The following is a 23,021-nucleotide window of genomic DNA, read 5'->3' as shown; positions in this document are numbered from 1 at the left end:
CTTGACCCCGGCAGGAGGAAGACATGACTGAGACAGGCGTAACCCTATCGGATGCCGCGGCCAAGCGAATCGCTGCGATCGTCGGTGCAGAATCCGGCAAACAAGCACTTCGCGTTGCCGTCGAAGGCGGTGGCTGTTCCGGATTTTCCTATAAATTCGATCTTGCCGAAGGCCCAGAGGACGATGATATCGTTGTCGAAAAAGGCGATGCCAAGGTGCTGATCGATCAGATGTCGCTGATCTATATGGCCGGCTCCGAGATCGATTTCGTCGACAATCTGCTTGGACAATCCTTTCAGATCAAGAATCCGAACGCAGTCGCAAGCTGCGGCTGCGGCACCAGTTTCGCGATCTGATCCCTCCTCTTTTCCACAGTTTGATTACCGGCCGGGAGCCTCTGCTCCGGGCCGGTTTTCATATCTGCTGTAGTCAAGTCGATCGACCGCGGATACAAAAGGGCGAAGCAAAGGAATGAGCCGTCCATGAAAATCGCCACCTGGAATATCAACGGCGTCAAAGCGCGTATCGAGAACCTCTGCCAATGGCTGAAGGATTCGAGCCCGGACATCGTTTGCCTTCAGGAGATCAAGACCGTCGACGAAGGCTTTCCGCGCCTGGAGATCGAAGCGCTCGGCTATCATGTCGAGACACACGGGCAAAAAGGTTTCAACGGCGTTGCGATTCTCTCCAACACCAAGCCGGACGAAGTGACACGCGGCCTGCCCGGTGACGATAGCGATGAACAATCCCGCTTCATGGAGGCGGTGTTTTCCATCGAAGGATGCGGCGCATTGCGGGTCTGCTGCCTCTATCTGCCGAACGGCAATCCGGTCGATACGGAAAAATATCCTTACAAACTTGCCTGGATGGAACGTCTGCGAAAATTCGCCGGAGATCGTCTGGCGCTGGAAGAGCCGATCGTCCTTGCCGGCGACTACAACGTCATTCCCGAGCCGCATGATTGCTTCGACCCGAAGGTATGGGAAAATGATGCGCTGTTCCTGCCGCAAACGCGACGGGCTTTCCGCCAACTCGAACATCTCGGCTTTACCGATGCGGTTCGCGCCACCACGGATGCGGTCAAGCTCTATTCATTCTGGGATTATCAGGCGGGCGCCTGGCCGAAGAATAACGGCATCCGCATCGATCACCTGATGCTGTCGCCGGAAGCTGCCGATCGCCTGACGTCGACTGCGATCGAAAAGCATGTACGCGCCTGGGAAAAGCCTTCGGACCACGTCCCGGTCATCGCGCATCTTGATTTCAGCAATTAAGCTTTAATCCCGAACAGGCCCGGCTGCCCTGCCATCAATCTGGCGGGGAGTGCCGATCAATCAGAGCCTGCGACGTCGAGCTGGTGCGCCATTGATACCGCGACACGGCGGTCATTCTCGTTGGCCAGCGAGAAAGCCTGTTCCTGAATGTCTTCCATCCAGCCGCAATCCTGCGGCTTGCACTTGTCGAGCGCCGCCGTCATGAATGCCAGGCCACGAATGGACTGGCCTTCCTGGAACAGGAGATTGCCGAAAACGGCCATGGCGCCCGGGTGGCCGCTCTTGCGGGCCTGATTGAGCCACTTCTTGGCCTGCTGCACATTGGCCGCGCCACCCTCGCCTGACAGCATCATCTGCGCGAGCTGGAACTGTGCTTCCGGCACGCCAAAGGTCGAGGCAACCTGGAAATAGAGCTGGCGGGCCTGATTGAGATCGACTTTCACCGGACTGTTGGCAATGCCGGTCTTGTAGTAGCTGGCAAGAGCAAGCAGCGCATTGATGAAAAAGCCGGTGTCCTCGGAACCCGGCTCGACACCCTGCTGCGCGATCTCGCTATAGATCTTGAAGGCTTCGAAATCATTCTGGGCGACGCCGTCACCATCCGCATACATGTTGGCGAGCGCCCAGCGCGAGCCGGTATGACCCTTTTCGGCGGCATAGCGGTAGGCTTCGACCGCTTCTTCCTTCTGTCCGTTCTTGTAGGCCCTGAAGCCGAATTTGAAGAGGTCGAACGGACCTGATTCCTTGCTGACGCCGGCATTGATATCGAATGCGCGGGCCTGGCCTGCCAGTCCCACCGCAGTGGCCAGACACAGGCTGAGCATCATGACTCTCGCTGATATGAACTCGGACCTAAACATAGCAGTCGATTTCTTTCGCTCCATCCGCATTTGCCGCGGCGTTCGCATACACGCCATCAGATTTGCGAATGTTTTCCCTGATGGCACACAAGACTGAATGACCCTCCGAAACGAAGGTCCCTGCGGCATTCAACGAAGGCTGTTTGCCACAATTGCGAGCATAGCTTGCAATTATGTCCAAACCAGCATTTGTGCGGTTATCAGCACATGGCTTTACCAAGGCGGCGCCCATATTTGCTTTTCGATAATTGAAATCGAACATCGCCGGGCTGGCGACTTCCCCTGAGACACAAAGACTTTTTCGCTGCATCGGAAGCGCTGCCGCTCCGATCCGGATTTTTCGTTTATGCCAAAGTGGAAGTTCACCCATCGACCGCTTACGCACTTTCTACAAGGCTTGCCCCTGTGCCCGTGTAATCGCTGCTCCCCATTTGTGGCGGGAAATGGACAAATTGTAATCTGATCACGGGCCTGCAATACGTTGAAATAGAGTGTTGCTAATTCGTCACAAAAATTTTACCGACCTTGAGATTTCCTTAACCATGAATACGGCAAATCAAGCGCTTTTGCGCCGACGCAGCCAGCCGCCTCGCAAAGAAACGCCGCGAAGCTCGGAAGCGCCGCGGCGTCGGAAGATACATGAAGGGACAGTCGATAAGCCCTTCATCTCAATGGGTTATGGTCAGAAGCTTACCTTCACCGACGTTTGAAGAGCAGCGACCAAATCGTTGCCGAAGCTGTAGCTGGCATCGTCACCATAGACTACGCCGCCACGGGTGATCGGTCCGGATTTGCCTGATGTCATCAGGCCAAGCGCGCCGCCGAAGTTGAACTGAACATGTTCCGTTGCCTTGTAGGCTACACCTGCGCCAAGCGTCCAGGTGTCGGAATTCATGCCATAGCCGTCGCTCGTGCCACGGTCCCAGGTGAGGCTGACAGCACCGCTCCACTTGTCATTGAACTTATGTCCAATGCCACCGGTGATGGTCCAGCCGTCACGATAGAGCAGATCCAGCGAGGTCAGCTCCGTCGCGCTGCCGGTCTTGCAGGAGATGCCACGTGTCGAGGTCGGGCAAAGCGCGATGCTCTGGAGGATGCTCCAGTTCGTCCACTTCACCGAGCCGAAGGCAAGCCAATCCGGCGCGATGCCGCTCTGTACTTTCCATTCCAGCGAATCGGGCGCATCAGCCGAACCGAACACCGACGTCACCTTGCCAAAGAACGGCCGGATCGGCGGAAGCTCCGTCAGATCGACAGTGCCCTTGAGGTTGTCGTACTTGACCCGGCTGTTATAGACGAGGCTCGTGCGGAAGGCATATTCCGGAATTTCGTAGGCGAGACCGGCGCGCCAGCCCCAGCCGTGACCGTCCACATCCAGCGAACCGACGCCATCATAGATGGAGGAAAGCGGAGCCGGAATGGCAGAGACGAGACGCGACTTGAAACCGCTGACTTCCTGATAGAAGCCGCCACCAATGACGCGGAATTCGCCCGGGCCTGCATCGAACTTGTACGAGCAGGTGGCGCCATAATTGTTGGTGCGTACCTTGACCTCGATTTCGTTATTGGCGCCGGCCCAGTTCTGGCCTTCGTTCAGATGCCCACCGAACGGCTGCGAATAGTCAGCCATGCAGTCGATATTGTCGGTGATGCCAATCTTGAAGGCGCCATAAGGGATCGCGTAATTTTCCGATGCATCCGTCGAATGGCTACGGCCATTGAGATTGCCGTCGGTCGGATCGGTGTCCTTCGCATTCTTCAGCTTGCGGTCGGGCATGACATAGGTAACGCCGGACTCGAAAACATAACGTCCCTTGTCGAAGAGCAGGTCGATATCGTAACCGCCGCGATCAAGACCACCAGCAAAGGCGGCGCTCGCGAAAGATGAACCGATGACGACTGCAAGTGCGCCCCTCAGCGCAACGGAAAATGCCATTGTGTCTCCCCCACTGGTGCATTCATTTCCTCGATTGTTGTCACGATCGATTGAATTAGCAATGTGTCCCGGCACAGTTGCAACCGAGGGAGATAGTGATTGATTTACGTAAGGATGTGAGCTCGGCCTCCGAAAATCTACAAGTTTAGATAGTTTTTGCTTTTTAAATAACATTTTCATCCCCGCGTAGATTTTCATTCTTCATAGCAACAATTCTGTTACAATCTGACAACAGTCGCGCTTTTCGAAAATAACTACTAATTTTGAGTGTATTCCGCTTCGCCTGCGCGAAACTGGCGGCGCGCGAAATCCTCCCATCCGATCAATCGATCCCGAATCGACCGGGCAAATAAAAAGGCACGCGACCCATGTCGCGTGCCTTTCAACTACTTGAAACGATTTTACTTTCCGCTTCAGCCCACTTCGCTGACGCGGGCCAGGGCCACCTTAAGGCTGGCCTGCTGTCCCTCAAGTTCGCTCAGACGTTCGCGCTCAGCGGCAACAACATCCGGATTGGCGTTGGCGACGAACTTTTCGTTCGAGAGCTTGCCGACGATGCGTGCCATCTCCTGGTCGTTCTTGGCAATCGCCTTTTCAAGGCGGGCCTTTTCAACGGACAGATCGATAAGGCTGCCGAGCGGCAGGCACACCGTCGCCTCGCCGACAACGATCTGCGCGGCACCCTTCGGCGCGGTATCGGCAAGCGAAATCGCTTCGACGCGTGCCAGCCGCTTGATGGCGGCGTCATGGCGGAACAGGCGTTCGCGCGTCAAGCTGTTCGCCCCGACAACGACCAGCGGCGCGGTAGCGGCCGGCGGGACGTTCATCTCCGAGCGAACCGAGCGAAGGCCGGTAACGAGGTCGATCAGCCAATTGATCTCGTCAGCGGCAACATCGTCCGCATAGGACGGTGCCGGCCAGTCAGCATGGCAGATCAAGCCTTCACGCTCCTGGCCCTCGCCTGCCGTATGTGCCCAAAGCTCCTCGGTCATGAACGGCATGAACGGATGCAGCAGCTTGTAGGTCTCTTCGAGAACATAGGCCGCGCAGGACTGGGCTTCCGCCTTTGCGCCCTCGTCTTCGCCGATGAAGATCGGCTTCAATAACTCGAGATACCAGTCGCAAAACTGATTCCAGGTAAAGCGATAGAGCGCGCTTGCCGCATCGTTGAAGCGGAAGCTTTCCAGCGCTTCGGTGACGTCACGTTCCGCCCGGGCAAGTTCCGTGAGGATCCAGCGGTTGACGGTGAGTTCGGCGGCCTCCGGCACGAAATGCGGATCGCTCTTGGCACCGTTCATCTCGGCGAAGCGCGTGGCGTTCCAGAGCTTGGTACCGAAATTACGGTAGCCGGCGATGCGGGCCGGATCGAGCTTCACGTCGCGGCCCTGCGCCGCCATGATTGCCAGCGTGAAACGCAGCGAATCGGCACCGTACTGATCGATCAGTTCAAGCGGATCGATGACGTTGCCCTTGGACTTCGACATCTTCTGCCCGTTCTTGTCGCGCACCAGGGCGTGAATATAGACCGTGCTGAACGGCTCGACTGGATTGCCGTTCTCGTCCTTCATGAAATGCAGACCCATCTGCATCATGCGAACGACCCAGAACGGGATGATATCGAAGCCGGTCACGAGGACGTTCGTCGGATAATAGCGGGCCAGCTCCGGCGTCTCATCCGGCCAGCCGAGAGTCGAGAACGGCCAGAGAGCGGAGGAGAACCAGGTGTCGAGCACGTCTTCGTCGCGCGTCAGAATTTCGCCCGGCTTGAAGTTCTCCAGCAGGTCCTCGACATAGGCCTTCATCGGGCCTTCATGCGAGAGATAATGCTGGATCGCCGCCTGAAGTGCCTCTTCCTCGGTCTTCTCGACGAAAACCTGGCCATCCGGTCCGTACCATGCCGGAATCTGGTGGCCCCACCAAAGCTGGCGGGAGATGCACCACGGCTCGATATTCTCAAGCCAGTTGAAATAGGTGTTTTCCCAGTTCCTGGGGACGAATTTGGTTCTTCCTTCGCGGACGGATTCCAGCGCAGGCTGCCCCAGTGTCTTATTGTCGACGAACCACTGTTCGGTCAGGCGCGGCTCGATCGGCACACCGCCACGATCGCCATGCGGCACAGCATGTGTATGCGGCTCGATCTTGTCGAGCAGACCCGCCTCTTCGAAGATGCGGACGATGATCTTGCGTGCCTCGAAGCGATCCTTGCCTTCCAGCTCGTCCCAGGCGCCATGCAGCGCTGCGGGATTATCGAGGCCTTCGAGGAAATCCTCGTTTTCCTTGATGGTGATGGAGGCATCAATGTTCATGACATTGATCGAACGCAGCCCTGCCCGCTTTCCGACTTCGAAGTCGTTGAAGTCATGCGCGGGGGTGATCTTCACCGCGCCGGTACCGGCGGTCGGATCGGCATAGGAATCGGCGACGATCGGGATGCGGCGACCGACGATCGGCAGGATAACATGCTTGCCGACGATGCCACGATAACGCTCGTCTTCCGGATTGACCGCGATACCGGTATCACCGAGCATCGTTTCCGGACGTGTTGTCGCAACGACAATATAATCACGCGTCTCGAACTCAGTCGGCTTGCCTTCCTCATCGAAGGCGATCGGATATTCATAGGTAACGCCCGGCTCCAGCGGATAACGCAGATGCCAGAGATTACCCTTCAGCTCATGCTGCTCGACTTCCATATCGGAGATGGCCGTCAACAGCTTCGGGTCCCAATTGACGAGGCGCTTGTCCTTGTAGATCAGGCCCTCCTTGTAGAGCGTAACGAAGACTTCAAGAACGGCCTTGGACAGCCCCTCGTCCATCGTGAAGCGCTCGCGCGACCAATCGCAGGACGCGCCGAGGCGCTTCAGCTGGTTGAAGATCAGGCCACCCGATTCAGCCTTCCATTCCCAGATCTTCTCGATGAAGGCTTCGCGGCCCATCTTGCGTCGATCCGGCTGCTGGCGTTCAGCGAGGCGGCGTTCGACAACCATCTGCGTGGCAATGCCGGCATGGTCCATGCCCGGCTGCCAGAGAACGTCCTTGCCGCGCATGCGCTCGAACCGCACCATGATGTCCTGCAGCGTGTTGTTCAGCGCATGGCCCATGTGCAGCGAACCGGTCACGTTCGGCGGCGGGATGACGATCGTAAAGGTTTCGGCGCCCGGCTTGGCGTTCGCACCGGCGCGAAAAGCGTCGGCCTCATCCCATTTTTGGGCGATCTTCGGTTCGACGGTGGCGGAATCATATGTTTTGTCGAGCATTTTTTGACCGGATCTAGAGGATTGGGTGATGCGGGTTGTAAATAGGATGGCTGTGGGCAAGTCAATAAAAAAGCCGCCCCGGAGCCCGGAGCGGCGGATCGGTTACCCGAAGCTCGAGGCTTTTCAGCGGCGCGGGCCGCGTGCCACTCGTTCGATCTCTTCGCGCACGAGACGCTCGACCAGGGTTGGCAAATTGTCGTCGAGCCATTCCTGCAGCATCGGGCGCAGCATTTCCTGAGCCAATTCATCGAGCGAGCGGCGCGGGCCGCCATCAACCATGGCTGCAAGCTCTTCAAACGAACGAGAGACTTGTGCGCCCGCAGCTTCAGACATCAATGGCGAGGATGGCTCGGACGCAGCCAGAGACAGCTCGGTTTCGCTGGCGATGGACCGATGCGCTTCCGGCGCGTGGAAAATCGGCGTTTCGACCGGGGCAGCCGTCTGCGGAGCGGGAGCTGCCTGCCGCACTATGGCTTCCTCTATCGCAGATTCCGCTTCGCTCACGGATAATACTTCCGCGACGGGCTGGACCGCCGGCGCTAGCGCCTCGACAACGGTATTGCGCAGCGGGAAGTTGCTGACCGGCTCGACATGAGCTTCGGCAAGGCGCGCAGCCATGACCGGCGGCAGCTCGCGCGGCAGCGGCAATTCGCGACCGGCACTCAGCATTGCGGCGTTGCGCTCGGAGGCGGCGCGAACACGCGCAGCGACATCGGCAAGCGACAGGCCACGATTGGCGCTTTCAGGCTCGGCAACGGGCATTTGCGAGTTTGCGGCAACGAAGCGAGGCTCCTGATCAGCGGCACGGGCGCGATCGGCAGCCGCGAATTCCTCGTCGACAGTCAATTGAATGTCATCGTCACGACCGTTGGACGCGCCAAAATGTGTCGCTGACATCGGCTTTCCGACGACGGGTTCGTTACTTTCGATGATCCGGCGGATCGATGCCAGGATCTCTTCCATGGACGGTTCACGCACTACACTTGGCTGAGCCATATTCATCCCCGTTTTCCCATATCCGATGACCGGAAACTCGCCAACGCGGCACCCGAATCAGGGCCACCCTAGATGACTGTCCTCGGGAAAAAAATCACCTGGAAAGCACTAAACCCGGTGATGCACAGTTTTGTTACGATCACAGCGAATCGCCCTGCTATCTCTGATTCTGACACATGCGGGCGCATAAAAAAACAGGCGCCTGAAGGCGCCTGTCACAAACACGTCACTGATCGTTCAAACGATCAGAACACGAATTCCTTGGCCTTGGCAAAGCCGGGCAGCGGCTTGATCGATGCGTTGAAGAAAACGTTTTCCGAGAAGGCGCCGCGCTCCTTCATGAAAACCGTGGCGCGTGCGGCGTGGCCATAGCCAAGCACCGTGATCAGGCGCCCATCTTCACCAAGCTGCTCCAGCAGCGCCTGCGGCAGCTGCTCGATCGAGCCATTGAGGAAAATGACATCATAAGGGCCATTGCCCGCATGACCCTTTTCCAGATCGCCGGTGACAACGGTGACATTTCCATAGCCGAGCGCCGCGAGATTGGTCTTGGCCTGACCGGCAAGCTCTTCGTCTGATTCCAGGGCAACCACCTGACCGGCAATGAGCGACAGCACGGCCGATACATAACCCGTACCACAGCCGACATCGAGGACCTTGTCGTCCTTGGTGATGACACCGAGCTGCAGCAGCTTCGCCAAGGGGGAAGCTTCCATCAGGAACCGGGCGGGCTTGCCCGAGGCTGCCGGGGCAATCTCGATGTCATTGTCGACATAGGCCAGGAGCGTCGACTTCTCCGGCACGAAATTTTCGCGCGGTACCGTGAAAAATGCATTCAACACGGAATGGGAGGTGACATCCGTCGTGCGGATCTGGTTCTCGACCATCTTCACGCGTGCTGCTTCGAAATCCATCATATCCTCTTGCGCCTTTTTGAGGCCGGCTTTGCTTCACTGCTATCCGTGTCTTAATCGCCTGTTGCTACGCTTTCAAGGCATCGCTGCACGCGGCATCGAGATTCCTGGCAATGCGTCGCCGGGGAACAACAACCAAAACGGTCCCTGCCCGCGGTCTCGCCACATCAACCGAAGTCGCTGCCGCAGATTTGTTTCTGAGAAGAAGGCGCCGACACCAAGCGATAATCTCGGTGGAGAACGAATGGAAGCTGGCTCAAAGCGGCACATTTGTTAGTCAAATGTTAACCTCCCGGGAACAGGCTTGCCGATATTGGACCGCATGAACGTGGTGACCAATCAACCTTCCGGCCCGAAATTATTCGGGTTAAGATTAAAATTGAATAGAAGGTGACTGGGATGTCTATCTCTCTCGTTCTTTTTGTAGCAACCTCGTTGCCGCTGGTGGTTTTTCTGGCCGCCAGTCTGTCCTCAATGATGTAGGCCCCCCGAATGCGGATTCCGCTCTTCGTCGTAGTATCCGTCTTTCTCATACCCCAGATCGCATTGAGCGATGAAGCGCCGGAAACCGCGGCACCGATCATCGGGCATGTCGTCACCGGCAAACAGCTCGATGAATGGTGCGAAGAGGACCGGACGCTGGCCTCGGTCTATGTGCAGGGAATTCTCGATGAAGCGCAGCGCACGAAGAACCTGACCATCCGCGCCACGAAGCAGACACCGAAAAACTCATCGCGCTATACGCATTACCTTCAGCAGTTCGTGGGGGCATTCTGTCTTCCGCCCGATCTCAGCAACACGAAGGCGACGGCTATCGCATGCAAGTGGATGGCGGAACATTCCTGGCAGCTCGAGCGGCCCGCAAGTTCACTGATCGCACGTTCCTTCAAGTTCGCCTTTCCCTGCCTGGAAGAATAAGCATCCTGCGCAGACCCTACGAAGGGGATCTGCATCGCCCAGGAATTGCCAGCGGTGTTGAAAAAAGAGCGATATTCAAATTGAAGCTCTTGCGCCAATTCAAGATTCGTTCTAAACGCCCGGCATCACTCGCCTTTATAAATCGGATGGCCTCGTGGCGGAGTGGTTACGCAGAGGACTGCAAATCCTTGCATCCCGGTTCGATTCCGGGCGAGGCCTCCAATTCCCCTTCTCCAGCTGTGTAACCAATTGAATACTGGTCGTATTCCTGGACGCAGCAAAGCTTGACGCTTTCTCCTGGAGAATGTCGTTCGACTTTGGGTTATCTGCCCTATCAGCCGGTTTTCGACCAGCGATCGCAGAAGGCTTCAATATCTGTGGATTGGAAGTCTTCAAGCCGCTCCATTATGGTTTCAAACGGCCAGTCCCACCACGCAATTTCATTCAGCTTCGCCGCGACGGCCGCACTGAACCGCTCACGGATCAAGCGAGCCGGGACGCCCCCAACGATCGTATAGGGTTCGACGTCCTTGGTGACGACGGCTCCGGCCGCCAGTACCGCTCCGTTCCCAACGGTGACACCGGGCAGAACGATCACGCCGTGCCCAATCCAAACATCGTGGCCGATAGTCACTCGATCGGCATGGCGTTCTTCAAAGAAAGCGAGATCGCGTGTCGCGTCTGCCGAATAATATTCCGGGCAATAGGTGAAGCGATGCATCGAGGGACGATCGATCGGATGGTTGGGCGCACCGATTCTCACCTCGGCGGCAATAGCGCAGAACCGCCCTATCTCGGCATCCGCAACCGTGCAACGAGGCCCGAGATAAGAGAAATCACCGAGTTGCGTAGAATGCAGAGACGTATCTGCGAGAACCTCGCAACGATCGCCGATGATCGACTCCCTGATCCTTGCGGTAGGGTCAATGATCGACTTGGCGATTTTCGGCTGGGTCTTGTCGGAAGCATGGGTCATGAGTTGCCGTCTAGCGGCTCCTTGTGAAGCCCCCGTGACACGAACTACACGCGAAAGCAGTCTTTACGCACTCCGGCGGAGATCCTAAACGAGCACCTGAGAATCATAAAAAGACATGAGAGAGGCTGACATGTTCCAGTTGCGGCAAGCCAAACCGGCCGACATAGCGCGTAACTATGAGGTATGGCGGACGGCCGTCGAAGCCACCCACCATTTTCTCAGCGACCCGGATCTGGAGTCGATCGGGAAGATGGTGCTGGAGGATTACCTGCCGAATGCCGAATTCACGGTAGCTGTCGATGGTGACGATCTATCCCACGCCTTCCTGGGAACCTCGGAAAACCATATCGACGCGCTTTTCGTTCATGCGGACAGCAGGGGTGCGGGCTTGGGGCGTCTTCTTCTGGACAGCTTCCGAACGGGAAAAGACGTCGTTACCGTCGATGTCAACGAGCAGAATCCGACGGCGGCGGGCTTCTACGAAAAGTTGGGGTTCAAGGTGACGGGCCGTTCGGAGCTTGACGACCAGGGCCGTCCCTTCCCGATCCTTCACATGCGATGGGAAAGAGCGGCGACGACGTGAACCGCTGCCTTGAGAGATTCGAAGCTTAGATCCCTTGTCACAACAGATCGCAGAATGCCGACGACGGTCCCTATCTTGAGCCAATCCAGCTGGATAACGGAATCGATCCCTTTTCATACCATTTTGAAACAGCGGTCATTACGAAGCCGCGTTTCTTCATGGAGCTGCGCTCGTGGCCAGCCCATTCAGGTAGGTTATACACACCTACGGTAGATGTTAGCCTCATTGCTACCGGTTTGGATGCCACCCCTGAACCGGACAGTACCGCGTCCGATGAGACTACGCCCCCAGTAGTCTCATCGGACGCACTTACGCTGTCGCGCATCGCATTTAGCGACACAATGCGATGGTCGAGCGCCTCCGACTCGCCGTCCCGACATCGGCTCGAAGCTACGATTTCCGGTTCCCAACCTTCAGCAAGCTCCGTGTTTTCAGCGTCCCGAATTGGGCGCAAAATGGCCGCATAGTCGGCCCAGTCGGCGAATTGCGTCATTTTTGCAACAAACTTTTTTTTCGGATAGCGCACATATAGTTCGCCAGTCTTAGTATCTTGCCAAATCAGTGAAGCAGGTTCAGGAAATAGTTCGCGGAGCTTATTACTTCGCACCTACTGATAGGGAACATGAACGGGATGGGGTTGGGCACGCCGCTTTGGCGGCGCGAAATCTCAGGCCCAATCAAGAAAGATTGGAGTTATTATGAACATCAAGAGCCTTCTTCTCGGCTCCGCTGCTGCCTTGGCAGCAGTATCCGGTGCTCATGCAGCTGACGCTATCGTTGCTGCTGAGCCCGAGCCGCTGGAATACGTTCGCATCTGCGACGCCTACGGTGCAGGCTACTTCTTCATCCCGGGTACGGAAACCTGCCTCAAGATCGGCGGCAAGGTTCGTACGGAAGGTGAATGGTACAACGCCTATAACCGTGACAGCCATCAGGGCACGCTGTGGCACACTCGTGCTGAGCTGAACGTCGACACCGCAACCGACACCGAATACGGTCCGCTGAAGACCGAAACCATCGTTCGTTGGGACTGGAATGACGGCGGCTCCACCAGCACCAACCTGCTGTGGTCCTACATCAGCCTCGGCGGCTTCACGGTCGGTAAGAAAGACTCGCAGTACAACCTGTACATGGGTTATGCCGGCGACGTCATCAACGACGACGTGATCTATGACGGCCCGTACGAACTCAACCAGTTGACCTACGAATATGACGGTGGCAACGGCTTCTCGGCTGTGATCTCGCTCGAAGATTCCAACTCTGCAACGACCGGCTCGGCATCTTACGGTGCAAGCTGGTGGACGGACGACAGAACCAACCACTACGCTCCTGACGTTGTTGGCGGTCTCGGCTTCAAGTCCGGTGCATGGGGCTTCAAGGTCGTTGGCGGTTATGACTCGATCGTCAAGGAAGGCGCCATCAAGGCTCGCGTAGACGCTGACTTCGGCGCATTCACGGCCTTCTTGATGGGCGGCTACAACACCGACGGCGACAAGCTGAACAAGTATGCCGGCACCAACCAGGACGTTTCGGCCTGCACGGCGCCGAACGGCACCGTCAACGCATCCAAGTGCGGTTGGGGTGACTGGGCAGTTTGGGGTGGCGTTGGCGTTCCGGTCAACGACAAGCTGAAGTGGAACCTCCAGCTCGCCTACACCGACTCGAAGATGTTCGAAGCCACCACGAACCTGAAGTTCAACCCGGTTAAGAACCTCCTGGTCGAGCCGGAACTGACCTACGTTCATTACGACTATGCCCACGACGACACCGTTTCGGGCATCCTGCGTTTCGAACGCAACTTCTAACCTGATCAGATTTGACCTCCGATCAGAGAAGGAAGGGGGCCGGCTTTCCCTGCCGGCCCCCTTTTTTTGTGCCTTGAACTCCTGAAATCGCAAGCCCGACCTTCCATCACCGCGTGCCGCGACAGATCCCGATCAACCAGAAAGGGGAACCTTGTCGCACCCGCAGCGTTTAGGATGAAAGGGACGTGCCTAAGAAGGAGTTACCGACTTGAAACATCTTGCTTCAATCGCCTTGACCGCCGCTTTGGCCGTGGGGTCTTTGCTGTCCGTTACCATGCCCGCCTCGGCAGCACCATTCGGCAGCCCATCGGCGCCAAACAGCTCAAACATCATTCTGGTCCAGGACCACGGGACGCGCTGGCACCCGGACTCCTATGACGATCGCCGTCATTGGCGTGATCGTGACCGCCGCCATTGGCGTGGCGACCGCGGCTGGGAACGGCGAGGCTGGGAGCGGCGCGACAGAGGCCGCTACTGGTCCGACGACAGGCGCTACCGCCATCGCCACCACAGCGGCGTCATATTCGAAATCCGCCCCTGACGCCTCTGGCGCGCGGATCTTCGGATAAAAGATCGGCCGATCGGCTCAAGCCGCCCGCATCGAGCCTGCGACGCTATACCTGGGCCCTGACGCCCAAAAGCTAACGGCCGCTACCGAAATCACCGGTAGCGGCCGACTTGCTGTCAAAAACGGAATTTCCGATAGTTCGAAGCTTCTACCGATTAACGGCAGACGCGTACCTTGCGTACGACCCAGTGGCCATGAACCTTATGCTTCACCTTCTTAATGTGGCAATGTTGATGGTGACGATGATGCATCGGAGCTGCCTCGGCCGATGCGCTGACGGCAACGACCGATGCCAAGGCAAATGCAGAAGCAAGAATCAGGTTTTTCATGTCGAACCTCTAAGCATTGGGGGACTATGCTGCGCGGATCGCGCACTATGTTCATGCGCCGGTTCATATTAACGCCACATGAACATTTTCTCACATTCACGAGAGCAACCATACCTTGAACCAAAATTCGTCGAAATACCACATACATCTGCACGAAAACTGTCGATAACGGCGTGCGGATTCACAGCCGTATTGCAACGGCATGGCTCTTGCCGCCGTGAGAGCCATGGTTGGCAGGCGATGAATCAGAGCAGGTGCAACATACTGTTGTTGCAGCACAAAAAAGCCACGGCGCCGTGGCTTTCGTTTTTCAGCCAGCCGCGGCGCGAATGGGCAGAAGGTCGCGAATCCGCCTGTCACGGAGATAGAGACCGCCCCAGGCCATGATGCCCAGGACCAAACTGATAAGTTGTGGCGGAGACCCTACTTCTCCGAGGCGGAAATGGGTGCAGATGGCGCCGCCGAAGAAGCCCGTCGTCAGGATGGCTCCGAGAACGGCGGTGCGCGGAATCGCATAAAGAACCGCACAGACGAGGATGATCAGACCCAGCAATGTTGCCTGGCTGGTCGGAAAGCCGGTCGCCTCCATTTCCGCGCTGATCAGCGACGGCGAAAACAGATCGACAGCGGCATCGGCCGCCAGCACCAGAATCACGATTGCGCTAAGAACCCAACCCACCACTGCTCCCGTGCGAGAGCTTGTCGTCTCAACCATTGTATCCCCCAACATGCCGAACGCGGCCCATGTTCCCCGCACGCCCCATCGGCAGTCGCAAGAACGGCGGCAATCTGGCATGGGTGGGAAAGACAGGTCAACTACGCCGCAATCGGCATCAAGAACGGCTGCGTGATCTCGCAGCAGCAGCGTGACGTCAATCGGCCGCCCGACCCCGTTCTAGATTAACGGCAGTCGCGTTCTTCTCTGGTCTCTATCGCATTCGCAAGGACAATCAAGTGCGATCGGCTGGCTAAGAAAAGATTGCCCTCAATCTGTCCAGATCGATTTTTCGGATATCGCTCGCCACTTCGGCCTCCGAATGGGCCCTGAACCACTCCGCGGCTTCCCGTACGCGCTCACCATGCGGCGTCGGATAGGCTCCGAGGCGCAGGACCCATTCACGGACAGTTTCCCTCTCCATGCGTCCTTTATCGTATCGGTCGCAGACGCTCTTTGCCGACGCTATCAGATCATTGACTTTCGACATCGCACCCAGCTCTCGTTTCATCCACCGATCCGGCCGGCGTCCCCCTTCAATGAGGAGTTTGCGGCAAATCGCAAGATGCGATCGTGCTGTCGCCGCTGGCGGGCGACTTCAGATCGAGCTTCCAGGGATCGGCACCGAAATATATCTGCTTTTCGACGAGCGAGCTCCTGATAGTCTGGCAAAGGGCTTGAGCGTCCCCGCCCGCCGTCGCGACGGAGACGGTCACCGTTTTAGCTTCTTCGGAATATGTGCAGGGAGACAGCGAGATCGTCGTATCGACTGCGCGGCAAAGCATTTCCGCATTCGAGACGGCATCATCATCAGCCAATGCCTGTCCGGCGCTGATCGATACGCTTAAAGCCAAAACCACCAATCGGCCCATCATTCTCTACAGTTCCTTAGATTCAAGCTCTTGCCTGACACAAGCCCAAACGGCCTGACTTCGCAACTGAAAACAGTGCCATGGCCATCCCGTCGATTCGCGTGGGCATGCAAAACGATGGCGCCCTCGGAATAGGCGCGATAAGGGGAGACAACGCCCGCAATTTGCGCGCAGTAACGACGACGGCAAAAGCGTTGAAGAAATAATATCTGTACTTTTTTTGATTTAGCCAAAACCAACTCTTTGAGAAAGAGTGGCTCCCCGGGCCGGATTCGAACCGGCGACCTGTCGATTAACAGTCGAATGCTCTACCGCTGAGCTACCAGGGAATGCGCTTGGCGCGGTGTGAGTGGGCTAATACAAATGCTTGCCCGATTTGCCAAGCGGTTTTTTCAAAAAAATCGAATTCTCTTGCATTATTTCGCCGCCTCACCATTTCCTGTGGATGACTGATCAAAGCGGAACGACAGCAAATGCCGATCGAAATGGCCGGAAAACCCGCCGTTTCGGCATTGATCCCTCAACTCGCGAACTTGTTTTCGGCTCTGTGAGAATTCCCCTGCCCCGGTCGCGGCTTGCGCGCGTCGGCGTGGGCATCGCCCTTATTTTCGGCGGACTGCTTGGTTTCCTGCCGGTGCTCGGCTTCTGGATGCTGCCATTGGGCTTCATCGTGCTATCGCATGATATGCCCACCGTGCGCCGCTGGCGCCGTCGCTTTGCCGTGTGGTGGACAAAAAGGCGCCGTCCGGCAAACTAGCCCCAATTTATCTCGCGCCGACCGGACGAGCGGGATTGCCGACAACGGTCGCACCCGGCGCGACATCCCTGTTCACGACAGCGCCAGCGCCGATGATTGCGCCGTCACCGATCGTCACGCCGCCGACGACGATCGCACCGCCGCCAATCCATACCCTCCGGCCGATCGTGACCGGCCGCGCGATTTCCACACCCTGCCCACGCAGATCCGCATCCTTGTGATGTTCGGCACAATATATATGGACGCCCGGCCCGAGCATGCTGCCGTCGCCGATGCGCACGCTGGCGCTATCGAGAATAATGCAGCCGGCATTCAGATAGACCCGGCTTCCGAGTGAAATATTCATGCCGTAGGAGCAGTGGAACGGGGCTTCGATGAAAACGTTCTCTCCGGCGTCGGCAAAGAGCGCCGACAAGGCAGGCCCCATATTGCCGCGCTGGGACGGCGGCATGGTATTATGCTGATGCACGGCGTCACGCGCGCGCCAACGCAGGCCATCAAGCTCCGCATCGAAGCAGCAATACCACTCCCCGGCCGCCATCTTCTGTCTTTCGCTGAGACCCATCGATCCCCTCCTCCACTGCTTTCAGGATTCGCCGCGGGAGATCATGCATCATCGCCCGGGCCACCAGCAAGAAAGGTAATCGGCCACTTGCGAACAGGCGACAAGCGTGGCCAGAGCCACCGAATATTGCCCACCTTGATTAGCCTTTTCTCAAATGTATAATCGATTGAAGCGCGCGCCCCCGCAACCCCTCACTTCGACTGAAAATGCCCGGTAACACGGGATTCTCGCCCTCAACAAACTGTCACACAGCTTGTCTATAACGCCGCTACCGCGGACTTGCGCAAGACCACCGGTTCCGAGCTTTCAAAAAGGAAATAGGGATAATGTCGAAACTTAAAAACTGCATTTCGGCTGCCGCCGCCGGCGTCATGAGCTTAGCGCTGGCCCTGCCTGCTGCTGCCGCTCCGACCAAGTTCGATTTCTGGTTCGGCCTGTCGGGCGACCTGGAACGCGTCGTTCAGACGCTCTGCAAGAACTTCAACGACTCGCAGAAGGACTATGAAGTCTCCTGCGTCAGCCAGGGCAGCTACGACGCCGCTCTGCAGAACACCATTGCCGCCTTCCGCGCCGGCAAGCAGCCGACGATCGTTCAGGTCTATGACGTCGGCACCGCGACCATGATGCTTTCGGGCGCCTATCACTCCGTCACCAAGCTGATGGCTGAAAACGGCTACAAGGTCGACTGGAACGACTATTTCCCGGGTATCGCCCGCTATTACGCAACGTCCAAGGGCGAGCTGCTGTCCTTCCCGTTCAACTCCTCGACCGCCCTGCTCTATTGGAACAAGGACGCTTTTGCCAAGATCGGCAAGACCGAAGCTCCGAAGACCTGGGAAGATGCCGCTGCCGAAATGAAGGCGCTGAAGGGCGCTGGCTATGATTGCCCGATGGCCATCAACATCTCCGGCAACGAAAGCTGGCAGCTGATGGAGCAGTTCTCTGCCATCCACGACCAGCCGGTTGCCACGAAGAACAACGGTTATGACGGCCTCGACGCTCGCCTGACCGTCAACAAGACCAAGTTCGTCAAGTACGTTACCGACCTCAAGAGCTGGTACGACCAGGGCCTCATCAAGATCAAGTCCAAGGATCTTGGCCAGGATATGGTTCAGGCCTTCGCTTCGGGCGATTGCCAGATGATCCTCACCTCGGTCGGCGATCACGGCTCGATCACCAAGACCCAGAAGGCCGGCCTGAACTGGGATGTTGCCGAACTTCCGGTCTATGCCGGCACCGAGCGCAAGAATTCGCTCGTCGGCGGCGCATCGCTCTGGGTTCTCTCCGGCAAGTCGGCTGATGAATACAAGGGCGCTGCCGCGTTCCTCGCCTTCATCGCCAAGCCAGAAACAGCTCTCTTCTGGTCGACCAACACCGGCTATATTCCGGTCACCAAGGCTGGCTTCAACTTCATGAAGTCCTCCGGCTTCTACGACAAGGCTCCCTATAAGGGCCGTGAAATCGCAATCGCCAGCTTGACCGCTTCCGAGCCGACCCCGATCACCCGTGGCGTTCGCCTCGGCAACTTCACGCAGATCCGCGCTGAATTCGGCAACCAGATGCAGGCCATTTTCGCCAACAAGGTCAGCGTCCAGGAAGGCATCGACAATCTCGTCAAGAATGGCGACACCGTTCTCGATCGCTTCGAAGCGACCTACAAGGGCAAGCAGCTGCCGTAAGCAGCAAAACTCATGACAGGCAGCGTCCGCCGGGGTTTCCCGGCGGACGTTCGTTATGAGAGCAAGAATGGCATCGGGATCGCAAGCCGGAAGAGACCATGGAAAAGCGCATAACTTTCAACAAATGGAGTGTCGGCATCCTGTTCGCAGTGCCGCAGTTGCTCCTCATCTTCACTTTTTTCTATTGGCCGGCCGGTCAAGCGGTCTTCTGGTCGTTGACGCTGCAGCAGCCCTGGGGCGGCGGCAACATCTGGGTCGGGCTCGACAATTTCAAAGCCATCCTCGCCAGTTCCGATTACTGGAACTCGGTCACGATCAGCATCATTTTCGCCGCTATCAGCACTGCCATTGCCATGGGGGGCGGCCTTATACTCGCAGCCCTGACCGATCGACAGCTGCGCGGCTCGAAACTCTACCGCGTCGTGCTGATCTGGCCCTATGGCATCGCGGCCCCCGCCTCGGCAATGGCCTTCCGCTTCATCCTGGCGCCGGAAGCCGGCCTCATCGCCGTGGTCAATCAGTGGTGGCCGGGCATTTGGGATCCGGGCCTTGACGGCAACGCGGCCATGGCCTGCATCATCGCCGCCTTCTCGTGGAAATATATCGGCTATAGCTTCATCTTCTTCCTGGCTGCTTTCCAGGGCATCCCGCGCTCGCTGATCGAAGCGGCCGCCATGGATGGCTCCAGCGTGCTCCGGCGGTTCTGGGATATCCAGTTCCCGTTGATCACGCCGACGATCTTCTTCCTGCTGGTCATCAACATCACCGAAAGCTTCCAGGATTCCTTCGGCATCGTCGACATCATGACGTCAGGCGGGCCACACAACTCGACTAACCTCATGGTCTACAAGATCTATTCCGACGGCTTCAAAGGCCTCGACTTTTCCGGTGCGGCGGCACAGAGCATCATCCTGATGCTGCTGATCATCGTGCTTACCATCTTCCAGTTCCGCTTCATCGAGCGGCGCGTTCATTACCGTTGAGGCTGCCATGGTCGAGCGCACACCAATACTGAATTTCTTCACCCATCTGATCCTGTTCATCGGTTTCGTGGTGGCGGTGGGACCTTTGACAATCGTCGCCATCGCCGCATCCCATAATCTGGCCGACGTCAACAAGGTGCCGATGTCGCTGATCCCCGGCTCGGATTTCTGGGTCAATCTGCAGACAGCTTGGACGACCGCCAATCTTGGTCCAAAGCTGCTGAACAGCCTGATCTTCGCCACCGGCGTTGCGGTGGGAAAAGTGCTGATTTCGGCGATAACAGCCTTTTCGCTGGTCTACTTCCGCTATCCTGGCCGCCACTTCATCTTCTGGCTGATCTTCGTGACGCTGATGCTGCCACTCGAAGTACGCATCGTGCCAACCTATGCGGTCGCAGCGAACGTCCTGTCTCCCTATCAGGGGATTCTCGACATTACCGGCATCAGCTGGCTCATCCAGAAGGTTACAGGCGTTGAAGTCGCGCTGAACCTTGGGCTGCTCAACTCCTCGATCGGCCTGATCCTGCCATTGGTCGCGACGGCGACGGGTACGTTCCTCTATCGTCAGTTCTTCCTGACAATACCGGACGAGCTGACCGAGGCCGCGCGCATGGATGGCGCGGGATCGCTGCGTTTCTTCATCGATATCCTGCTGCCACTGTCGCGCACCAACATGGCAGCCCTCGGCACCATCATGTTCCTCTGGGCCTGGAACCAGTATCTCTGGCCGCTGCTCGTCACCACCGACCCAGCGCATATGACTGCGGTGACCGAACTCAAGCAGCTCATTCCGAATATCGGCGGCCTTCCTGAATGGCATATCGCCATGGCCGGCACGCTGATCGTGATGCTGCCGCCGCTCACCGTCGTTGTCCTGATGCAGCGCTGGTTCGTTCGCGGCCTGATCGCCACCGAAAAGTGATAGGATAGCCTGCCTCGCCCCACTCGGGCGCGGCAGCTGCCCGCGCCCTCGGCGCCAAGGACATTTAATCCCCTCCCTCATCCGCCTCTGCGCTTTTACCGCTGTCTCGCTATACACGCCCCTGCACGCGCGCCTGCGGCGATGTTCGATTAATGCAATTTATTGCCCGAAAAATGCATTGTGACAGCACTCCGTTGCCTTCATTTTTCACTGACCCAATCGGCTGGAGGGCCTGATTGGGGGATTCGTCAAGCTTCAGCCAATTGCGTGTTTTTCGCCATGATCTCGCTACGTGTCCCATGAGCACAGCGGGGCTTCGTCGCGAAACGAAACTGCATGCGCGCAGTTTCGGACAGGAACATGAAACTGGCCAAGCGACAAATCCAACCACGCGTGCGCATCGAAATTGCAAGGAGGAGGATGCAATGAGACTTTGGCAATTCATCTTGGCGAATGCGGTAGTTTTCCTGAGCGCGGGTGTCAGCGCCGCTCAAGACATGCCAACACCCGAAGAAGCCCATTGCATGGCTCTGCGCGGGATGCTGATTTCCCCGGACGAGATCGGCGAGCCGGCTCGTCGCGCCGTCGTCTATTCCGCCGATCTTCTCAAGGGCGACCAAGCCGCTGGCGGCGGCTTCTGCAAGGTGCTGGGCGGGATCGAGCCCATCGATCCCAAGGCGCCGAACATCAATTTCCAAGTCAATCTGCCGCTGACCTGGAACGACAAGATCATCCAGTATGGTGGCGGTGGCTATGACGGAACCCTGATCGAGGCGGTCAAGAACGTTTCCTTTGGCTCAGATGCCGTCCAGACGCCTCTGCAGCGCGGCTATGTCACCTTCGGCAGCGATAGCGGCCACCAGTCGCCATCGGTGCTCGACGGCAAATTCCTCCTGAACAATGAGGCCCTGGCCAATTTCGGCGGCCTGCAAATCAAGAAGACCCACGATGCCGCAATCGCCGTGGTCTCCGACTATTACGGCAGGAAGCAGCAGAAGACCTATATTCAAGGCAATTCGCAGGGCGGACACGAATCCCTGATCGCGATCCAGCGCTGGCCGGCCGATTACGATGGCGCCATCGTCACTCATCCGGCAAACCCCTTCTCTGCCTTGCAGCTTTCCGGCAATCATCTCGCGAAGGCTTTCTATCGAAACGGCGGCTATCTAAGCCCCGCCAAGGTCGAACTGCTCAATTCTGCCGTCACCAAAGCGTGCGACAAGCTCGACGGCGTTGAAGACGGTCTCATCTCGAATACGGCGGCCTGCGACGCGACCTTCAAGATCGAGGACCTTCGCTGCGCAAGCGGAAAGGATGAAGGCGATACATGCCTTTCAGACACCCAGATCGCAGTGCTGAAGACGATCAACACGCCCTACAAGTCTCCGGTCAAGCTGCAGGACGGTGTCGAAGGCTTCCCACGCTGGCCGATCTTTCAAGGTGGCGATCTCTATGGTCTCTGGGGTTTCGGCCTGTCGCCGGAGCTGACAAATCCGCCAACTCCCGTTGCCAATTTCGGTCTTGCCGTCCTTGCGGACCCATTGATCCGCTACGCGATCGTGCGCGATCCGAAGTTCGACACCATGACTTTCGATCCCCCGAAATATGCAAAGCGTATCGCGGAGGTTTCCAAGCTGATCGATGCGAACAGCGCCGACCTGTCCGCATTCGAAAAGCGCGGCGGCAAGATGTTGCTGATGCACGGCACCATCGATTTCGCGATCTCGCCCTACAATACGGTTTCCTATTATGAGCGCGTGGTCAAAACGATGGGGGCGGAGAATGTCCGCGGCTTCATGCGCTTCTATCTCGTGCCCGGCTTCGGCCATGGCAGCGGCAAGTTCATCGCCGCCTGGGATCCGCTGAGCGCATTGGAGAATTGGGTGGAAAAAGGAAAAGCCCCTGAAAATCTGATCGTCGGCGACGCCGGCAATGACGGCGCCGGCCGCACGCGGCCCATGTGCGAATACCCCTCTTATCCGAAATATAAGGCCGGCGCGACCGATCCGAACAAGGCGGAGAATTTCGAATGCGCCAAATGACTCGCCGGCGGGTCAAGAGCTAGGACGCTGCCATAATCGATGGCAACTCCGCATAAAAAAGCCCGGAAGT

At 57.6% G+C, this 23,021-nt stretch carries 24 protein-coding genes and 2 tRNA genes; 12 read left to right on the top strand and 14 right to left on the bottom strand.

The window, feature by feature from the left end:
• Positions 1 to 23: 23 nt before the first annotated feature.
• Together erpA and xth are read left to right on the top strand one after the other, a co-directional pair.
• Complete coding sequence (gene erpA / locus A6U86_RS03975) at positions 24 to 356, top strand: iron-sulfur cluster insertion protein ErpA (RefSeq protein ID WP_068386214.1); 333 nt, start codon at positions 24 to 26, stop codon at positions 354 to 356.
• A 126-nt stretch (positions 357 to 482) separates the two neighbouring features.
• Positions 483 to 1,274, top strand: a complete 792-nt coding sequence (xth, locus tag A6U86_RS03970) for an exodeoxyribonuclease III (RefSeq protein ID WP_068386210.1) — start codon at positions 483 to 485, stop codon at positions 1,272 to 1,274.
• A 56-nt stretch (positions 1,275 to 1,330) separates the two neighbouring features.
• Here xth and exoR read toward each other — a convergent pair whose 3' ends face one another.
• The 6 genes from exoR to A6U86_RS03940 form a co-directional block, all read right to left on the bottom strand.
• On the bottom strand, positions 1,331 to 2,134 hold the full coding sequence (exoR, locus tag A6U86_RS03965) for an exopolysaccharide production regulator ExoR (protein ID WP_068386208.1): 804 nt from the start codon (positions 2,132 to 2,134) through the stop codon (positions 1,331 to 1,333).
• Complete coding sequence (locus tag A6U86_RS03960; RefSeq protein WP_141683622.1) at positions 2,127 to 2,504, bottom strand: hypothetical protein; 378 nt, start codon at positions 2,502 to 2,504, stop codon at positions 2,127 to 2,129. The genes exoR and A6U86_RS03960 overlap by 8 nt, the downstream gene beginning before the upstream one ends.
• 312 nt (positions 2,505 to 2,816) lie before the next feature.
• Entirely contained in the window at positions 2,817 to 4,070 is a 1,254-nt protein-coding gene (locus A6U86_RS03955; protein ID WP_068386198.1) for an OmpP1/FadL family transporter, read from the bottom strand.
• A 413-nt stretch (positions 4,071 to 4,483) separates the two neighbouring features.
• Entirely contained in the window at positions 4,484 to 7,327 is a 2,844-nt protein-coding gene (locus tag A6U86_RS03950; RefSeq protein ID WP_068386196.1) for a valine--tRNA ligase, read from the bottom strand.
• Between the two features lie 123 nt (positions 7,328 to 7,450).
• A complete protein-coding gene (locus tag A6U86_RS03945; RefSeq protein WP_068387839.1) occupies positions 7,451 to 8,323 on the bottom strand; it encodes a PopZ family protein in 873 nt (290 codons plus the stop codon).
• Positions 8,324 to 8,568: 245 nt separating this feature from the next.
• Entirely contained in the window at positions 8,569 to 9,240 is a 672-nt protein-coding gene (locus tag A6U86_RS03940; protein ID WP_198929020.1) for a protein-L-isoaspartate O-methyltransferase, read from the bottom strand.
• 489 nt (positions 9,241 to 9,729) lie between these two features.
• Here A6U86_RS03940 and A6U86_RS03935 point away from each other — a divergent pair, with 489 nt between their 5' ends.
• A complete protein-coding gene (locus A6U86_RS03935) occupies positions 9,730 to 10,155 on the top strand; it encodes a Rap1a/Tai family immunity protein (protein WP_068386192.1) in 426 nt (141 codons plus the stop codon).
• Between the two features lie 148 nt (positions 10,156 to 10,303).
• Positions 10,304 to 10,377 (top strand) — tRNA-Cys (locus A6U86_RS03930).
• Positions 10,378 to 10,489: 112 nt separating this feature from the next.
• Here the strand turns inward: A6U86_RS03930 and A6U86_RS03925 are convergent.
• Positions 10,490 to 11,131, bottom strand: a complete 642-nt coding sequence (locus A6U86_RS03925) for a DapH/DapD/GlmU-related protein (RefSeq protein WP_068386191.1) — start codon at positions 11,129 to 11,131, stop codon at positions 10,490 to 10,492.
• Between the two features lie 115 nt (positions 11,132 to 11,246).
• Between A6U86_RS03925 and A6U86_RS03920 the strand changes: the two genes are divergently transcribed.
• The gene (locus A6U86_RS03920) at positions 11,247 to 11,714 is read left to right on the top strand and encodes an acetyltransferase (protein ID WP_244509824.1); all 468 of its coding nucleotides are present in this window, start codon (positions 11,247 to 11,249) and stop codon (positions 11,712 to 11,714) included.
• 70 nt (positions 11,715 to 11,784) lie between these two features.
• On the opposite strand, the gene A6U86_RS03915 is transcribed toward A6U86_RS03920, so the two are convergent.
• Positions 11,785 to 12,240: a hypothetical protein gene (locus tag A6U86_RS03915; RefSeq protein ID WP_141683621.1), complete on the bottom strand. Its 456-nt coding sequence runs from the start codon at positions 12,238 to 12,240 to the stop codon at positions 11,785 to 11,787.
• A 172-nt stretch (positions 12,241 to 12,412) separates the two neighbouring features.
• On the opposite strand from A6U86_RS03915, the gene A6U86_RS03910 reads away from it, so the two are divergent.
• Complete coding sequence (locus A6U86_RS03910; RefSeq protein WP_068386184.1) at positions 12,413 to 13,519, top strand: porin; 1,107 nt, start codon at positions 12,413 to 12,415, stop codon at positions 13,517 to 13,519.
• Positions 13,520 to 13,727: 208 nt separating this feature from the next.
• Complete coding sequence (locus A6U86_RS35105; protein WP_141683620.1) at positions 13,728 to 14,060, top strand: hypothetical protein; 333 nt, start codon at positions 13,728 to 13,730, stop codon at positions 14,058 to 14,060.
• Between the two features lie 182 nt (positions 14,061 to 14,242).
• Here the strand turns inward: A6U86_RS35105 and A6U86_RS35545 are convergent, their stop codons facing one another.
• The 5 genes from A6U86_RS35545 to A6U86_RS03885 form a co-directional block, all read right to left on the bottom strand.
• Positions 14,243 to 14,416: a hypothetical protein gene (locus A6U86_RS35545; RefSeq protein WP_174071229.1), complete on the bottom strand. Its 174-nt coding sequence runs from the start codon at positions 14,414 to 14,416 to the stop codon at positions 14,243 to 14,245.
• 310 nt (positions 14,417 to 14,726) lie between these two features.
• Entirely contained in the window at positions 14,727 to 15,131 is a 405-nt protein-coding gene (locus A6U86_RS03900) for a DoxX family protein (protein WP_068386181.1), read from the bottom strand.
• Between the two features lie 253 nt (positions 15,132 to 15,384).
• A complete protein-coding gene (locus A6U86_RS36070) occupies positions 15,385 to 15,621 on the bottom strand; it encodes a hypothetical protein (protein ID WP_068387835.1) in 237 nt (78 codons plus the stop codon).
• Positions 15,622 to 15,667: 46 nt separating this feature from the next.
• A complete protein-coding gene (locus A6U86_RS03890) occupies positions 15,668 to 16,006 on the bottom strand; it encodes a hypothetical protein (protein WP_141683619.1) in 339 nt (112 codons plus the stop codon).
• Positions 16,007 to 16,257: 251 nt separating this feature from the next.
• Positions 16,258 to 16,332: transfer RNA gene (locus A6U86_RS03885), tRNA-Asn, on the bottom strand.
• 116 nt (positions 16,333 to 16,448) lie between these two features.
• On the opposite strand from A6U86_RS03885, the gene A6U86_RS03880 reads away from it, so the two are divergent.
• The gene (locus A6U86_RS03880) at positions 16,449 to 16,760 is read left to right on the top strand and encodes a hypothetical protein (RefSeq protein WP_068386177.1); all 312 of its coding nucleotides are present in this window, start codon (positions 16,449 to 16,451) and stop codon (positions 16,758 to 16,760) included.
• A 7-nt stretch (positions 16,761 to 16,767) separates the two neighbouring features.
• Here the strand turns inward: A6U86_RS03880 and A6U86_RS03875 are convergent, their stop codons facing one another.
• A complete protein-coding gene (locus A6U86_RS03875; RefSeq protein ID WP_068386174.1) occupies positions 16,768 to 17,325 on the bottom strand; it encodes a sugar O-acetyltransferase in 558 nt (185 codons plus the stop codon).
• A 326-nt stretch (positions 17,326 to 17,651) separates the two neighbouring features.
• Between A6U86_RS03875 and A6U86_RS03870 the strand changes: the two genes are divergently transcribed.
• The 4 genes from A6U86_RS03870 to A6U86_RS03855 all read left to right on the top strand — a co-directional run bounded on the left by A6U86_RS03870 (position 17,652) and on the right by A6U86_RS03855 (position 22,951).
• Positions 17,652 to 19,004: an extracellular solute-binding protein gene (locus A6U86_RS03870; protein ID WP_068386170.1), complete on the top strand. Its 1,353-nt coding sequence runs from the start codon at positions 17,652 to 17,654 to the stop codon at positions 19,002 to 19,004.
• Between the two features lie 98 nt (positions 19,005 to 19,102).
• Positions 19,103 to 19,987, top strand: a complete 885-nt coding sequence (locus A6U86_RS03865) for a carbohydrate ABC transporter permease (protein WP_068386169.1) — start codon at positions 19,103 to 19,105, stop codon at positions 19,985 to 19,987.
• A gap of 7 nt (positions 19,988 to 19,994) precedes the next feature.
• Positions 19,995 to 20,909, top strand: coding sequence for an ABC transporter permease subunit (locus A6U86_RS03860; protein WP_068386168.1), 915 nt, complete (start codon positions 19,995 to 19,997; stop codon positions 20,907 to 20,909).
• A 425-nt stretch (positions 20,910 to 21,334) separates the two neighbouring features.
• Positions 21,335 to 22,951, top strand: coding sequence for a tannase/feruloyl esterase family alpha/beta hydrolase (locus A6U86_RS03855; protein ID WP_068387830.1), 1,617 nt, complete (start codon positions 21,335 to 21,337; stop codon positions 22,949 to 22,951).
• Positions 22,952 to 23,021 lie beyond the last annotated feature (70 nt).

The sequence above is a fragment of the Rhizobium sp. AC27/96 genome (genome assembly GCF_001692325.1).
Lineage (GTDB): Bacteria > Pseudomonadota > Alphaproteobacteria > Rhizobiales > Rhizobiaceae > Rhizobium.
Note: the sequence above shows the minus strand (reverse complement) of the source record. Positions and strands in the feature narration are given on the sequence as shown.

Excerpts from the sequence above, each read along its gene's own strand:
- A6U86_RS03875 (WP_068386174.1), bottom strand. The coding sequence starts at position 17,325 with ATGGGTCTCAGCGAAAGACAGAAGATGGCGGCCGGGGAGTGGTATTGC.
- A6U86_RS03920 (WP_244509824.1), top strand. The coding sequence starts at position 11,247 with ATGAGAGAGGCTGACATGTTCCAGTTGCGGCAAGCCAAACCGGCCGAC.
- exoR (WP_068386208.1), bottom strand. The coding sequence starts at position 2,134 with ATGTTTAGGTCCGAGTTCATATCAGCGAGAGTCATGATGCTCAGCCTG.
- A6U86_RS03855 (WP_068387830.1), top strand. The coding sequence starts at position 21,335 with ATGAGACTTTGGCAATTCATCTTGGCGAATGCGGTAGTTTTCCTGAGC.
- A6U86_RS03900 (WP_068386181.1), bottom strand. The coding sequence starts at position 15,131 with ATGGTTGAGACGACAAGCTCTCGCACGGGAGCAGTGGTGGGTTGGGTT.
- xth (WP_068386210.1), top strand. The coding sequence starts at position 483 with ATGAAAATCGCCACCTGGAATATCAACGGCGTCAAAGCGCGTATCGAG.
- A6U86_RS03860 (WP_068386168.1), top strand. The coding sequence starts at position 19,995 with ATGGTCGAGCGCACACCAATACTGAATTTCTTCACCCATCTGATCCTG.
- A6U86_RS03950 (WP_068386196.1), bottom strand. The coding sequence starts at position 7,327 with ATGCTCGACAAAACATATGATTCCGCCACCGTCGAACCGAAGATCGCC.
- A6U86_RS03865 (WP_068386169.1), top strand. The coding sequence starts at position 19,103 with ATGGAAAAGCGCATAACTTTCAACAAATGGAGTGTCGGCATCCTGTTC.
- erpA (WP_068386214.1), top strand. The coding sequence starts at position 24 with ATGACTGAGACAGGCGTAACCCTATCGGATGCCGCGGCCAAGCGAATC.
- A6U86_RS03935 (WP_068386192.1), top strand. The coding sequence starts at position 9,730 with ATGCGGATTCCGCTCTTCGTCGTAGTATCCGTCTTTCTCATACCCCAG.
- A6U86_RS03925 (WP_068386191.1), bottom strand. The coding sequence starts at position 11,131 with ATGACCCATGCTTCCGACAAGACCCAGCCGAAAATCGCCAAGTCGATC.
- A6U86_RS35545 (WP_174071229.1), bottom strand. The coding sequence starts at position 14,416 with ATGAAAAACCTGATTCTTGCTTCTGCATTTGCCTTGGCATCGGTCGTT.
- A6U86_RS03955 (WP_068386198.1), bottom strand. The coding sequence starts at position 4,070 with ATGGCATTTTCCGTTGCGCTGAGGGGCGCACTTGCAGTCGTCATCGGT.
- A6U86_RS03870 (WP_068386170.1), top strand. The coding sequence starts at position 17,652 with ATGTCGAAACTTAAAAACTGCATTTCGGCTGCCGCCGCCGGCGTCATG.
- A6U86_RS03890 (WP_141683619.1), bottom strand. The coding sequence starts at position 16,006 with ATGATGGGCCGATTGGTGGTTTTGGCTTTAAGCGTATCGATCAGCGCC.
- A6U86_RS03880 (WP_068386177.1), top strand. The coding sequence starts at position 16,449 with ATGACTGATCAAAGCGGAACGACAGCAAATGCCGATCGAAATGGCCGG.
- A6U86_RS03960 (WP_141683622.1), bottom strand. The coding sequence starts at position 2,504 with ATGGGTGAACTTCCACTTTGGCATAAACGAAAAATCCGGATCGGAGCG.
- A6U86_RS03945 (WP_068387839.1), bottom strand. The coding sequence starts at position 8,323 with ATGGCTCAGCCAAGTGTAGTGCGTGAACCGTCCATGGAAGAGATCCTG.
- A6U86_RS03940 (WP_198929020.1), bottom strand. The coding sequence starts at position 9,240 with ATGATGGATTTCGAAGCAGCACGCGTGAAGATGGTCGAGAACCAGATC.
- A6U86_RS36070 (WP_068387835.1), bottom strand. The coding sequence starts at position 15,621 with ATGTCGAAAGTCAATGATCTGATAGCGTCGGCAAAGAGCGTCTGCGAC.
- A6U86_RS03910 (WP_068386184.1), top strand. The coding sequence starts at position 12,413 with ATGAACATCAAGAGCCTTCTTCTCGGCTCCGCTGCTGCCTTGGCAGCA.